We start from the raw sequence: 13,782 nt of genomic DNA, 5'->3' as shown, positions 1-13,782 counted from the left end.
CCTATGATTCTTTTGTTACGACAATATCCGTGATTACATAACTTGCACCTACTTTTTTCAAGGTGTAAGTCTTGTACTTGCGGTTTTGTGAATCTGGATGACTATCTGTATAATGCACGGTAAAGTCTTCATAAGTTTTGATGGTCACCACACCATTTTCTTCAGTGACACTTTGAATATCCAAAGCTCCTGGAGTATAGTAGTCAATTTTAGCCTTTCGAACACCATCACCAGTTGTGAATTCTACCATGTCTTTGTAGGCTTGACTTTGTGTGTCATAGTATTTAGAGTAAGTGTTATTTCGATTTGAAACGGAGCTAAAGACAGCGTCGCGATACTCTTTCAAGAACTCTTCTACCAAGGTCCGATTTTGTTCTTCTTTGGCTGCTTGCGCTTTCTTAGCATCTTGAGCACTCTTGATGCGTTTTAAAGTATCTTTGGCTAGTTTGAGTTCGATCGGATCGTTTTCACCCTCTTCAATCGTCACCTTAGCCTTTTCAGTTGTGTAGGTTTCCCCATTCATATTGAAGACGGCATGCACTTCAATCTCTTGATAAGGGATGCTGTCTACTTCAAAGGTCGTGCTGGTTCCAACTTCTTTACCGTTGACCACAATCTTCACATCCGTTGGGTTTTCAACTTCATCTGGGAACTCAACTTCTAAATTGCGTTTTTCAGAATTCAACTGCAATTCTAAGTTATTCTTGGTTGCTTTTTTAGGATTGAGATGGATCTTAGAAGTGACATTTCCGACTTCTGTTTTAGCAGTCAATTCCATTTCTTTTGTATTGTAATGGAAAGAACCAAGATCTGTCACTGCATCTTTCTTCAAGGTCACGGTTTTATTAGCAGCCACTTTGAGTTTGGCTTGGTCCAAATTGGTCTTGACCTTGACTTGCACTGGATAGCTGGCCACACGGTATTCTTGGAAGATTCCAAATTTCTTGTCCGCCTTTTCCAAACCAAAGATCTTGTTGCCAGATTTATCCGTATAGCTACCTTCTCCACCATTATCAATGATCTTGTTCAACTCTGTGCCGATATCGACCCCTTGATCTTCCATGCTAGTAATAAAGCTTTCGGCTTCATCCTTTGTCCATTTATCGTTATCGGTTGAAAGCAGGTCTGCTGCTTCGCGATAATCCTTGGTGTCCACTGCCTTAATAAATTTATCTGCAGTCACTTCGACACGTGTTGTAGACTGGAAGTAAAAGAAGGCTGCCACCAAAGCGATTACAAGAACAGCAATGGCAGAAATAATCCCAATTTTCTTCTTAGAAAGTTTCTTCCCACTCTTCGTTTTAGGAGCCTTTGGTTTTTTCTGAGCTGGACTTGCCTCTGTGAAGGTTGATCCCTCAAAGACCTGCGTTTGCTCAGTAGCAAGTGGAGCCGTATACTCTTGAGTAGGCTGTTGAGGGACATATTCCTGTGTTTCTTCAGTTGAATCTGTGTTCACAAATTCTGCTTCAGGAACAGGTCCTGCAAAAAACTCGAAGTTCTGACTTTTAGCAGCGGTAAATTCTTCTGCACTTGGCTTGCGTCCATAGGTTTCTTCAAAATGTTGCAACCAAGCCTGACGAGCTGCCAGAAGTGGATCAACATTCTTCACTTCTTCAACTGGTTCAAGCACCGGTTCCTCGACAGGTGCTAGATTCTCTTCTGGGGCATTGCCTGCGATAGACTGAATTTGTTTTAAATCAAATCCACAGGCTTTCCCAGCCATAAACTCTTCTGGTGACGGTTTGCGACCGATCACTTTTTCAAATAATTCAACCCATTTCTTCTGCATGGATCTCTTCTCCCTCATTATAAAATAGGGAAAGTGGGTCCCCCCACCTTCCATTTTGTGATATTGTTAGAATCCAAAGTTAGAGAAATTTGGAGCACTTGGAATAAATCCAGTAGCTACTTGTTCTAAAATACGAGCATTTACATAAAGAACAAAGATGGCAATGAGAAGCAAGACAACAGATGATGCTACAAGAAGCAAGAATTTGTCTGCTTTAAAGCTCGTCTTGTTCAATCCTTGATGAACCACATAGCATGTTCCAACAAAGAACAAGAAGAAAATAAGGAAGTTCACAAAGCCATAAAATTCATAAACTTTTACAAGACCTACTAAGAAAGCGAGAAGGGCAAGTGGCAAAGTGTAAACAGACAAACGTCCAAATTCTTCAAATGAACGACCGTAACTATATTCCTTATCTTGAAGAACCACACGGCGAACAAAGAATCCAGCTACTTGGAAAGCGTAAATGCTAAAGAAGAGGGAAATCAATGTCAACATAAAGGCACGGAAATCCATTCCATAACCACCTGTAAATCCACTAGCTGTGAAGAAGGTCCCCAAGGTCAAGACAAAGGCAGTCAAGACATACTGTAAAATTCCGTTAAGAGCTTTTGGATTTTCTACAGCTGTTGGACGTTTTAAAGCTGAAAGGAACCAATTCCAATAACCACCAACGGCAACACCAAATTGACTTGGTTGGGCAGGATAAGCTTGTCCTGGTTGGCCTTGGAAAGGAGCTTGTTGATAAGATGCTTGAGTAGGTTGTTGGTAAGCTTGTTGTGGAGCTTGTTGGAAAGCAGGACCATTCGTTGGAGCAGGCTGAGGCTCTTGAACTGGAGCTGCTACTGGTTCTTCTGTAGGTGCAGCTGGTGCTGCTGGCGCTGCAACAAACTCTGGAGCTTGGGGCGCTACGACTGGTTCTTCCACAGGTGCAGTTGGTGCTGCGACAAACTCTGGGGCTTGGGGCGCTTCTGGAACCACTACTTCTTCTTGAAATTCTCCAGCAGCAAGTGCTTGAGCAATTTCTTCTGCACTAGCAGAACGACCATTTACGGCTTCAAAATAATCCAGCCAATCTTGTTTTGACATATTTAATCTCCTTAACTATTGTTCATACTAGGGTATTATACAAAATTTCTGAACCATTTTCAATGAAAGACTGGAAAATCCCTGTAATATCTTTTGAAAAACATACAAATCCTATACATTTTTAGAAATTAGTAAAGAAAAACGCCTCTTTTCAGAGGTCGTTTCTTAGGATTCAAATGCATCCATGCCACCTTGGACGTTGGTCACATCATAGCCTTGCTCTTCCAAAAATTGGCAAGCGCGTGCTGAGCGTCGACCAGACTTGCAGATGACATAATAGGGCTGATCCAACTCTAGTTCTTGGTAGCGATCTGCTAACTCAGATAGGGGAAGAAGGCTGACACCCTTCAAATGAAGCGCATCATACTCTTCCTGCTCACGTACATCAAGAACGTGTAAGTCTCCTTTTTGATATGCTTGGTAAAAGCTTGAAAATGGAATTTCTTTCATGATTTCTCCTATATGGTATGTTATGGAAGGGTTAGAATTTCATAGTTAAAGCTAATTGACTCTAAAAATCGGAACAAGTCTTGGGTTTTAATAAAGATGGTTTTTTCATTGGTATTGGGATGGAAAGTCATGATCTCCTCTGACACAATGTCTTTATCGAAATAGACTCGAATATCTTTTTCATCATTGTTTAATAAACCAAATGGAGAAACCGTTCCTGGCGGTAATTGCATTTTTTCAGCTAAAGAATCTGCTGAAGCCATGCGGATCCGGTTAGCTTCCACTTGTTCTTTGAAATCATCCATATCCAATGGTTTCTTGTCGTCCATGATGAGCAGATAGAATTGGGTTTTCTTTTTGTTGGTCAAAAACATGGACTTGGTCCGCACACCTTCTAAGCCTTCAATGTAAGAATCGGCCTGATCAGTCGTGAATGCAGGTGGGTGTTCCACTACATCAAATTTGATCCCAAGTTCTTCTAATTTGTCTTTAACTTGTTGGTATGCATCCATCTCCGATCTCCTTTATTTTTGAATGATCTGTTGAACTAACGTTTGCAATTCTGGCACCACCTCTGCCTCAAACCAAGGATTCTTAGCCATCCAGATTTGATTGCGAGGGGAAGGATGAACTAGTGGAAAATAGGTTGGCAAATAGTTCTTAAAATGCTGAACCCGTTCGGTTACCTTGCCACTAACCTTTTCATGAAGGTAGTAAGCTTGCGCATATTGTCCAATCAGGAGGGTCAACTCAATATCCGGACACTCCTTGAGAAGTTGAGGATGCCACTTTTCCGCAAAACCTTTGCGAGGGGGAAGGTCACCAGATTTCCCATGCCCTGGGAAATAAAAGTCCATGGGAATAACTGCAAACAAACCAGAATTATAAAAGGTGTCTTCGTCAACTCCTAACCATTCGCGCAGGCGGTCACCACTCTTATCCTTCCAGTAAATACCAGCTTCCTCCGTCTTCATCCCTGGAGCTTGCCCGATAATATTGATGCGAGCAGTTTTTGGTGCTGCAAAGAGTGGCTCGATCCCTTTCTCTGTATATGCTTTATTTTGAGGGTCTGTCATAATAGCTTCTTTAATGGTTTCAATCCTTGACATACGAACTCCTTCTATGGAAAAACTCAGCCAGAAAACCTGGCCGAGTAGTGGATTATTTGATTAATTCGTAGATGGCTTCTGCGTAAATAGCTGCTGCACGATAGAGATCTTCAACATCTGCGAATTCATTAGCTTGGTGCATCGTATTGACATAATCTGGGAACATAGCTCCAAAGGCAACACCACGTTTCAAGAGGCGACCAAAGGTACCACCACCGATCACTTGTTCGTGTCCTTTGAGACCAGTTTGTTTTTCATAAACACGCAAGAGAGTGGATACCAATTCATCATCCATCGGAACATAGTGAGGTGTGTGACCATGGGCTGACAAGCTCACTGTAGCCACGCCTTCGATCTTTTCAAGGATGGCTTTGATGGTTTCAGGATCTGTTCCTTGAGGGTAACGGATATTAAGGGCAATGGTATTGTCTGCTTGGCTTTCATCAAAATGGAAGACACCTGCATTCATGCTCAATGGTCCCATTTTGGCATCTGTATGAGCAATACCTAATTTTTCACCGGCAAAATCTTCGTGAAGAAGCGAAGCTGTCACATGAAGGTAAGCCTTAGCAGCGCCACCAAAATCAAATTGGTTCAACAAGAGCGCTAAGTAGGTTGCACCATTGATTCCATCTTCAGGAGTTGATCCGTGAGCTGATTTCCCAATAATTGTAACAGTATAGGTTTCTTCATCCACAGTTGAGATTTCATACTGAAGCTGGTGTTCCTTAGCAAAGGCATCTAAGAGGCCAGCAAGATCTGGAAGTTGTCCAGAAACGACTGCAGTCGCTGACTCTGGCACCATGTTTTCACGAAGGCCACCTGTAAAGCTATGAAGTTTAGCCTTCCCAGTGTTGTCATTTCCAAAATGAAGGTACTCCGTAATGTTTCCTTTTTCCCCATTGATAATCGGGAACTCTGCATCTGGAGAGAAGCCAAAATCTGGTTCTGGAAGACCCACATGTTTGAAATAGTAGTCCATGTCCCCCCAACCTGATTCCTCATCCGTTCCTACTACAAAACGCACGCGCTTAGAAACTGGAAGTCCTAAGTCTTTAATGATCTTCAAACCATAGTAGCAAGCCATTGTAGGCCCTTTATCATCAGATGAGCCACGCGCATAGAGCTTGCCATCGATAATCTCTGGTTTGTAAGGGTCTGTCTTCCAACCACTACCTGCAGGCACGACGTCCATATGGGCAAAGATCCCAAGCTCTTCTTCTCCTTCACCAAAGGTAAAGTGACCGGCATAATTGTCCACATTCTTGGTCTCATAGCCATCACGCTTAGCAATTTCCAAGAATTTTTCAAGAGCTTTTACAGGACCAGGTCCAAAAGGATGCTCTGCATCTGCCTTGCTGTCATCACGTTCCGAATTGATTTCCAAAAGGCTGTATAGGTCAGCCATCATCTCTTCGCGACGTTTTTCTACTTCTGCTTTAAAGTCAACTGTTGTCATGCATTCCTCCTCTATCTTCTATTTGCTGAATGACTTAGCGTTTTTCAATGATTTCGTCTACTGGCAAGCGGTAGCTAGGTTCTACCTTCTCAGCAGCATAGCCGACCGTAATCAAGACTTCCGGACGGAAACGCTCTTCAATGTCCAATACTTCATTGATTTTTGATTTATCAAAGCCCAAGATAATATTGGTTCCAATACCTTGGTCCGTCAAAGCAAGTACCAAGTTCATAGCCACAAGACCGGCATTCAAAGCTAAGTAATCACTTGTTTGTTGGGCATCATAGCGAGCAAATTCAGCAGGAAGGTTTTGCATGAAGTATTGCAACTGCTCATCTGTGAAGTTCTTAACCCCACCGACACGCGCAATCTTGCGAGCCCGTTTTTGCAAATCGGTATCTGTAAAGAGGGCGATGGTCACAGGCGCTTCCATGACTTGATCGTAGTTTGCACCATAGGCTAATTTTGCCAATTCTGCATTTTTTTGACGAACGACCACAAATTTCCAAGGTTGGCTATTGTGAACACTTGGAGCTAAGGTCGCAATTTCGATAGCTGTCCGTACATCCTTTGGATCGACCGGCTGATCTGTAAAATGCTTGATCGCATGACGTTTTTTGTTGAGTTCTAGGAATTTCATAGTCAACTTCCTTTTCTAATTCTATTACCTCTATTTTAACACAAAATGAAAGAGCTTGCAGGGTTTTACAGCCCAAGATTGTGAAAAAAGAAGCGGACATTTTGAAGATCCGCCTCTTTTTGGATAGATTGAATACACAAGAGATCCATCTAGGATTCATTGGAAAGGTCAAAATAGGCAGCTACTTCCTTGGCATAGTTGTATTTCTCATTTAAGCTAGCTAGCAACTCACTATTATGGCCTGGATAATTATCCTCTCGTCTCAATTCTTCGTAGAGTTCAATATAGGGAAGGTCCTTGTCCTTGGCATCTTGAAGCTCTGCTTCATAGTCGTAAGCCACCTTCCGAAATTGCAGGTTGGTCACTCCATCTGCTTCGACATCGATCAGCGCATACTGGGCCCTGTGGTTTTGAATTGGTTCCCAGTCGAAATAAGGCATACCAATGGTGCCGGGGTTGATGATTTGCTGGCCTTGACTGCCATAGCGGAGCAACTGCTTGTGGACATGACCGTAGATGGCCATATCTGTCTGGTCATCCAGCAATTGATCAAAGTTCTCTGTCGCATTTGCTGGACGCAAGTCTCCACCATAATTCTTTTCTGGCAAGTTGTGGGTCAGGGAAAATCGAATGCCATTGACCTCCTTCTTCTCCACTAGAGGAAGGGAGCGAAGCCAATCAATTCGTTTAGGATCTAGCCCTTCCATAAGGTACTGAGTGAGACGGAGCATCTGGATCTCCTGCGGATCCTCAAGCCCGTACTCGCCATCCAAAGCCTCTAGGACACAATCGTCCCAATTTCCACGAACAGCTGCTGTAATCGGAATCGCATCCAGCAAGTCAAAAAGGTCCTCTCTTCCAGGCCCCGGAAGCAAAATGTCCCCTAAAAGCCAGTATTCCGTCGTGCCTAGAGCACGCGCATCCGCAATCACTGCCTCTAGGGCTCTTGTATCTCCGTGAATATCAGATAAAATAGCAATTCGATGGTTCATTATTAACTCCTTATGATTGATATGGTTCAGAATCTTCCGCCACTTCCATCAAGGGACTTGCTTCTTCCTGCTTTCCTTGTTGGAGCTTGGCTTGCACCGCCTCCGCGACTGCTCGCGGAATGCCGACTGTAACGATCTCATCCACACTGGCTTCTTTGATCTTAGTCAGTGACTTGAAGTGCTTCATCAGCAACTGCTTGCGCTTTGGTCCCAAGCCTTCGATTCCGTCCAACTGGGAGGAGAAGGAATTCTTGGACCGTAGCTGGCGGTGGAAGGTGATGGCGAAACGGTGAACTTCATCCTGGATCCGCTGGAGAAGGAAAAATTCCTGCGAGGTGCGAGAGAGTTCGATGACTTGGAGAGGATCACCGAAGAGTAATTCATGAGTCTGGTGCTTATCATTCTTTTGCAGGCCTGCAATAGGAATATCCAGCCCTAACTCTTCTTGGATGACTTGCTTAGCGATATTAACTTGCCCCTGACCCCCATCGATAACGATCAGATCTGGTGGCGTCAGGCCATCCCGCATAACCCGGCTATAGCGTCTGCGAATGACTTCCCGCATGCTGGCATAGTCATCTGGCCCAATGACAGTTTTGATCTTGTACTTGCGGTAGTCCTTTTTGCTTGGCTTCCCATTGACAAAGACGACCATAGCTGAAACCGGACTGGTCCCCATGATGTTGGAGTTATCAAAAGATTCAATCCGCACTGGGGTCGGAATTTGCAGAAGTTTTCCAAGATTTTCAATAGCCCCTTGGGTCTTCTCCATGGATTTTTCAAGGAGATTGAACTTCTGCTCCAGACTAACACGGGCATTCTTGATGGCCAGATTGACCAACTGCTTCTTCTCCCCTCGCTGGGGCTTGAGAACCTTGGTATCCACTAGGGCCTTGACCGCTTCTTCATCAATATCTTGAGGGATCAAAATCTCATTGGGAATTAGGTGAGATTTCTCCTGATAAAACTGTCCCACATAGGTCAAGAAATCCTCGTCCGGATCATTGTAGTAAGGGAAGAGATTGACATCGCGCTCGATCAGTTTGCCCTGACGGACAAAGAAGACTTGCACACACATCCAGCCCTTGTCTACGTAGTAGCCAAAAACATCCCGGTTCTGCAAATCCTTGGCCATGACCCGCTGTTTGGTCCGCAGGGTCCCAATAGCCTGGATCAGATCCCGATACTCTGCAGCCCGCTCAAATTCCATGTTTTGCGCAGCGGTAGTCATCTTGAGCTTGAGCTCATCGATAATCTTGTCATCCTGCCCCTTAAGGAAATCAGAAACCTCCTGGGCCATGCCCTTGAAATAGGCCTCGTCCTTGTGACAGACAGTATGGGCCATACACTGGCCTAAATGGTAGTAAAAGCAAACCTTGGAAGGCGGATTGGTACACTTACGGAATGGGAAAATCCGATCCAAGAGCCGCTTAATCTCATTGGCCGCCCCTACGTCTGGATAGGGACCGAAATAGAGACCGCCATCCTTTTTGACCTGGCGCGTGATGATGAGACGCGGATAGCGCTCATTGGTAATCTTGATGAAGGGATAGGACTTGTCGTCCTTGAGCATGATATTGTACTTGGGCTTGTTCTCCTTGATGAGGTTGATCTCGAGAAGCAAGGCCTCAATATTGGACTCAGTGACGATAAACTCAAAATCCACAATCTCAGATACCAGGGCTTCCGTCTTAGTATCGTGGCTCCCTCTAAAATAGGACCGCACCCGATTGCGAAGATTCTTGGCCTTCCCCACATAGATGATGGTACCGTTTTTGTCTTTGTGAATGTAACAGCCCGGACTCGTGGGTAGAAGCTCGAGCTTGGATTTAATCAAGTTATTCATACTCTCTATTATAGCAAAAAAGGGAGGCATTGGCCTCTCTGTATTATATCTGTTTTTTTTATATCCGCCTTCACCAAGTCAAAAATAATTATTAAATGGTATATCAGACATCCAATCTCAATCCTTTATCTTCACTTGCCCTTTTTCGTATCCCGAATACCAACTACTATTCGGACTAACATACTCAGGTAATTCCTTTTGTGGCTGATCTCCTGAAAGAGTTAAAATTCCATCATATATCATACAAGAATACTTCTCTGAATCTCTAACAAATTCATTATTTTCAGTATCATATGAGTAAGAATGCTCTGAACTACCTTCCTTTATGGTGATCTGCTCTCCTTCTATTTTTATCCATGATGTTTTATCTAGGGAGGCTGTTTTAGTAGATTCATTTTTTACCGTCAGATAGTATATTCCATCTTTTGATTTCATCTCATCAAGGTTAATCCTGATAATCCCTAAAATCATAAGTGCAGGGATTATCAACAGAAACCATTTCCATTTTTTTGATTTATTTTTCATCAGTAGACATTGCTCCATTTTAAATTTACGTTACTCTCTATTATAGCAAAAAGAGGGATCTAAAAGGATCCCCCTTTAATGATACTTATCCTTTGAAATTGGCCATCTGGAAGAGCGGAATCACATAAGGAACAATAGACATCAGGATAGTGAATAGCACGAAGAACCAGAACCAGAAGGAAGCGAGGGCACGCTGGAAAACTCCCGGCTGAGGTTTATTGGCCTGAATATAAGCCTTGATAGCTGGCCATTTAGTCGCAAGAACCACTATCATGACAATGGAACCAATGGCTAAAACACCGATTTGGAGCCAATTCGCTAGTCCCTCATCCACATGATAGGCTACATAATGCAAGCCTTGGGAAATGGCAAAATTATTGAAAATGTGATAGAAAATCGCCCACCAGATATTGTATTCAAAGGCAATGTAGCCGAATCCTAGACCAATGATACCCGCGAAAAAGAGCTGGTCAAAATTGGCATGGAAGAGGCCGAACAAGATAGCCGTCATGACAATGGCAAAGATTTTGCCATACCGTTCCAAGCCTCGCAAGCCAGCCCCACGGAAGAAGAATTCCTCTGTGATAGGACCAAAAAATCCAGCATACAAGAGCATGGTCCAAGATCGCTCAATCGTATCTCCTAGATCTGGTGTTGGAGAATGAAGGCCAATGGTCTCAAACATGCGCTCAATCACTTGTGTCATCACAGATGAAAAGACTTGAGAAAAGCCAAGAAAGGCGAGAAGAATAAAGAAGACTGAAAGTGTCATCTTACGTCCCTTGTGCTTAAGATCATATTTATAAAGGGCCTTCTTGCGATAGGCATTAAAAAGAAAGAGTCCAATGGAAATAGAGATGAGGTAGGGAATACCAGCCCAAACATTCAGAGTGTTTAGTTTCTCCGTTATTTGACTTGGATCTTTTCTGAGAGAGCCTGCTAGGGTTAAGCCTAAGAGGACTTCCCACAGGACGGTTACTAAGGTCATTACCAAGAGATAAATGGCAAGTGTCCCAGAATACCTTCCTATATCTTTTTTAGGGTCTAATAATCGGTTATATTGGTTCATTTCTTCCTCCTAGAAAATAGATAAAAACTCGCACAGACTCCTTCGTATAAGACAAAGAAAATCAAAAAGGCATGCATAAAGTAGTCTTCTGGTAATGCAAGAATAATCGAATCCACGCGCGGATCAAAGAGCCAAGTATTGTCCCCAGCAAATAAGACCTGATGAAAAAGCGTAAAGAATTGATCAAAGCCAATTATAACAGTCATCACTGCAAGCACTACTGGTAAAACCAGCATCCAAAAGAAGAGACTTCGGTACAAGGCCAGGTAGCCTTTTCTGACGACTGTCCGCATAAACTGGATAAAACCAGGTAGAGTAACCAAGAAAACGACCGTCACCAAATGAAACAGGTACTTGACAGCCTCAAAATGGTGCAAGCCATTTTTGGAAGAGGGGAATTGAGGCATCTTCAACACCCATTGAAAAGGATTGGTCAAGTAGTTCATCAAGACATTAAAATTCTTCATGATGACTGAAGCCGAAAAACCAGTTCGGCTTTGAATCCCCAACCAATGAATCTCCATGGGATAGAGGGCCCATGCTAGGCCAATGGTGAGAAGGATCGTAACTGACAAGATAAAGAAAAATTGGTTGATTAATTTTAAACTTTTAAGCATCAAAATCCCACTCCGCTAGGCTAGAAACGACATTTGTCGGTGCAACTGGTAAGGTTGGTACTTCTTCTGGTTTGGTAAAACCAGTCGTCACCAGAAGGGTCGGAATCCCATTGTCAATACCAGCACGGATATCTGTTAGATAATTATCCCCTACCATAACGACTTCTTCTCTTTCAAGACCCAGGTGTTCAATAGCCTTATCCATGATGATGGCCTTTGGTTTCCCAATGATCACTGGCTCCACCCGTGTTGCTGCTTCGACAAGGGCAATCAGGGATCCTGCTCCTGGCATCAAGCCACGCTCTGTTGGAATGTTCAGGTCCGGATTGGTCCCGATAAAGTGAGCTCCTTTTTGAATGGCCAAGGTCGCAAGAGCAAACTTCTCATAATCCACTTGCCAATCGAGGCCAATCACCACATAATCAGGTGCTTCTTCATCGATGATATAGCCAGCTTCTTCAATAGCATCCTTGAGCCCCGCTTCTCCGATCACATAGACCTTTTTGCCCAAATTTTGGTCATTCATGTAGTCAATGGTCGCAAGGGTAGCTGTATAGATAGTCGAAACTGGGGTTTCAATATTGAAATGAGTGGCCAGCATATCCCGAACAGTCTCTGGTGTGCGGGTTGTGTTGTTGGTCACAAAGAGATAGGGAATCTCACGCGCCTGCAGTTCATGAACAAAAGCTTCTCCTGCAGGAATTCGTGATTTTCCTTTGTAAATAGTGCCATCCAAATCAATCAAATAGCCCTTATAGTGCATTTATTCTTCCCTTTCTGTGTTAGCTTCGTCATGTAACTTCTCTGCATCGACTCGTCCACCAGAACCATATAAGAGCAAGGCTCCAGCATAGAGGACAAATTGTAACACCAAACCTGTAAAATTAATCCCTTGACTTCCCGATTGGGTGAACAAGAAGGATGCTACCATGAGGATCACAATAGTCAATAACAAGCCTATCACGGTTGCCTGATCCACACTGATTTGATAAACCGTGCGTTTGGTGCTCCGATTTTTCCCATCAGACTTAGTTTCTGGTTGCAAATTCTCCACAAAATCCGTCACCAAGGTCGCAGCGAGGCTGACTGTTGTGCTAAAGAGCACGCCTTGAGACAAGCGGTGATAGAAATTGGACCAGAAGGATCCTGATTGGCTAGTAATCCCAATCGAGAAGATCATGACCGGTAAAAGAAAGGCCAAGGTGAAATGGATCCAGACCCGATACCAGCGTACATCTTCTCTTAAAAAGCGACTAAAACTATCTAGATTCAAGCGATAGCGGAAAAATTTATAAATTTCCTCTACCAGGATGATGCCCAAAGCACAAAGAGTCAAGAGCCAATCTCCCAACATGTACAAAGGGTTCTTTTGACGCTTGGCATAGGCCACAACCCGTTTTTGATAGCTTTCAAGCTCCTGTTTTTTATTTTTTAATCTTCTACTTTCCATAAGTCCAACCCTTTTCTTCTACTTCTTCCCACTCGATTTCAGCTTGGGCATTGATCTGACCATCTGAAGTAATTTGGTGCTGAGTTTTCAAGCCCTCTTGTTCATATTGAGAGGTGATGAGACCTCCTGCTAGCACTTCTTTGACATATTTTAGATGAACTTTTTTAGGGACATGATGGGTCAAGAAGTCTGCTCCCATCACCTCAAAAACCCAGTCCAAGTACTTGCTATTGTTGACATGTCCGTTCATATCCAAGTCGTAAAACCGAACCCGGTATTCTTGTTCCACGCCGCCTTCTAATTCTTTGAAACGGGGACCACGGAGTATGATTTTTGAAAATTCAGAGTCAAAGGCATCCGTGATTTCGCTCATAACAGGATGAACCTTGCGTGCATCCCGATCCATCAAGACAAAGGTCGCTACCATCTCAATGATGGTATTTCCTGCTTCATCCTTGATATTAAAAGCCCGATAGCAGAAAAGGCGATTATGGCTCTTGGCATAGGTTTCGATGGTGATCTTTTCATCAAATACAGGGAGACGCTCGATCTTCATATTGTAATCCGTGATAATCCAGACCAGGTTGTAGTTCTCTAAAATGTACATATCACTCATACCCAGCTCAATCGATTGCATGCCCGATACCTGTAAAGACAGCAAGATCAATTGGGGAATCTTAATATAACCATTGACATCGCTCATATCAAACGGAATTTTCATGCTGTATTCAAATGTTTTTGCCATTT

The 13,782-nt window shown here is 43.4% G+C and carries 15 protein-coding genes; all 15 read right to left on the bottom strand.

The window, feature by feature from the left end; all coding sequences use genetic code 11:
* Window position 1: 1 nt before the first annotated feature.
* On the bottom strand, window positions 2–1,789 hold the full coding sequence (locus ACVC7Q_RS01570) for a TcaA second domain-containing protein (RefSeq protein ID WP_447264571.1): 1,788 nt from the start codon (window positions 1,787–1,789) through the stop codon (window positions 2–4).
* Window positions 1,790–1,855: 66 nt separating this feature from the next.
* Window positions 1,856–2,878: a DUF6574 domain-containing protein gene (locus ACVC7Q_RS01565; RefSeq protein ID WP_447264570.1), complete on the bottom strand. Its 1,023-nt coding sequence runs from the start codon at window positions 2,876–2,878 to the stop codon at window positions 1,856–1,858.
* Between the two features lie 165 nt (window positions 2,879–3,043).
* Complete coding sequence (locus ACVC7Q_RS01560; RefSeq protein ID WP_447264569.1) at window positions 3,044–3,328, bottom strand: rhodanese-like domain-containing protein; 285 nt, start codon at window positions 3,326–3,328, stop codon at window positions 3,044–3,046.
* A 20-nt stretch (window positions 3,329–3,348) separates the two neighbouring features.
* Complete coding sequence (locus ACVC7Q_RS01555; RefSeq protein WP_447264568.1) at window positions 3,349–3,840, bottom strand: prolyl-tRNA synthetase associated domain-containing protein; 492 nt, start codon at window positions 3,838–3,840, stop codon at window positions 3,349–3,351.
* Between the two features lie 12 nt (window positions 3,841–3,852).
* Window positions 3,853–4,437: a uracil-DNA glycosylase family protein gene (locus tag ACVC7Q_RS01550; RefSeq protein ID WP_447264567.1), complete on the bottom strand. Its 585-nt coding sequence runs from the start codon at window positions 4,435–4,437 to the stop codon at window positions 3,853–3,855.
* A gap of 52 nt (window positions 4,438–4,489) precedes the next feature.
* A complete protein-coding gene (pepV, locus tag ACVC7Q_RS01545; protein WP_447264566.1) occupies window positions 4,490–5,896 on the bottom strand; it encodes a dipeptidase PepV in 1,407 nt (468 codons plus the stop codon).
* A 34-nt stretch (window positions 5,897–5,930) separates the two neighbouring features.
* Complete coding sequence (locus ACVC7Q_RS01540) at window positions 5,931–6,536, bottom strand: nitroreductase family protein (protein WP_447264565.1); 606 nt, start codon at window positions 6,534–6,536, stop codon at window positions 5,931–5,933.
* Window positions 6,537–6,685: 149 nt separating this feature from the next.
* The gene (locus ACVC7Q_RS01535; RefSeq protein WP_447264564.1) at window positions 6,686–7,528 is read right to left on the bottom strand and encodes a metallophosphoesterase family protein; all 843 of its coding nucleotides are present in this window, start codon (window positions 7,526–7,528) and stop codon (window positions 6,686–6,688) included.
* A 10-nt stretch (window positions 7,529–7,538) separates the two neighbouring features.
* Window positions 7,539–9,374 (bottom strand): excinuclease ABC subunit UvrC, encoded by a 1,836-nt coding sequence (uvrC, locus tag ACVC7Q_RS01530; RefSeq protein WP_447264563.1) that lies wholly within the window; start codon window positions 9,372–9,374, stop codon window positions 7,539–7,541.
* A gap of 117 nt (window positions 9,375–9,491) precedes the next feature.
* Entirely contained in the window at window positions 9,492–9,899 is a 408-nt protein-coding gene (locus ACVC7Q_RS01525; protein WP_447264562.1) for a hypothetical protein, read from the bottom strand.
* Window positions 9,900–9,984: 85 nt separating this feature from the next.
* Entirely contained in the window at window positions 9,985–10,968 is a 984-nt protein-coding gene (locus ACVC7Q_RS01520) for a CPBP family intramembrane glutamic endopeptidase (RefSeq protein ID WP_447264561.1), read from the bottom strand.
* Window positions 10,965–11,585, bottom strand: a complete 621-nt coding sequence (locus tag ACVC7Q_RS01515; RefSeq protein WP_447264560.1) for a TIGR01906 family membrane protein — start codon at window positions 11,583–11,585, stop codon at window positions 10,965–10,967. The genes ACVC7Q_RS01520 and ACVC7Q_RS01515 overlap by 4 nt, the downstream gene beginning before the upstream one ends.
* Window positions 11,578–12,348 (bottom strand): TIGR01457 family HAD-type hydrolase, encoded by a 771-nt coding sequence (locus tag ACVC7Q_RS01510; protein ID WP_447264559.1) that lies wholly within the window; start codon window positions 12,346–12,348, stop codon window positions 11,578–11,580. Before ACVC7Q_RS01510 ends, ACVC7Q_RS01515 begins: the two co-directional genes overlap by 8 nt.
* Window positions 12,349–13,035, bottom strand: a complete 687-nt coding sequence (locus ACVC7Q_RS01505) for a hypothetical protein (RefSeq protein ID WP_447264558.1) — start codon at window positions 13,033–13,035, stop codon at window positions 12,349–12,351. It abuts the gene before it with no gap.
* Window positions 13,025–13,780: an acyl-ACP thioesterase domain-containing protein gene (locus ACVC7Q_RS01500; RefSeq protein WP_447264557.1), complete on the bottom strand. Its 756-nt coding sequence runs from the start codon at window positions 13,778–13,780 to the stop codon at window positions 13,025–13,027. Before ACVC7Q_RS01500 ends, ACVC7Q_RS01505 begins: the two co-directional genes overlap by 11 nt.
* Window positions 13,781–13,782: the final 2 nt, after the last annotated feature.

Source organism: Streptococcus sp. W151 (assembly GCF_053010205.1).
Note: the sequence above shows the minus strand (reverse complement) of the source record. Positions and strands in the feature narration are given on the sequence as shown.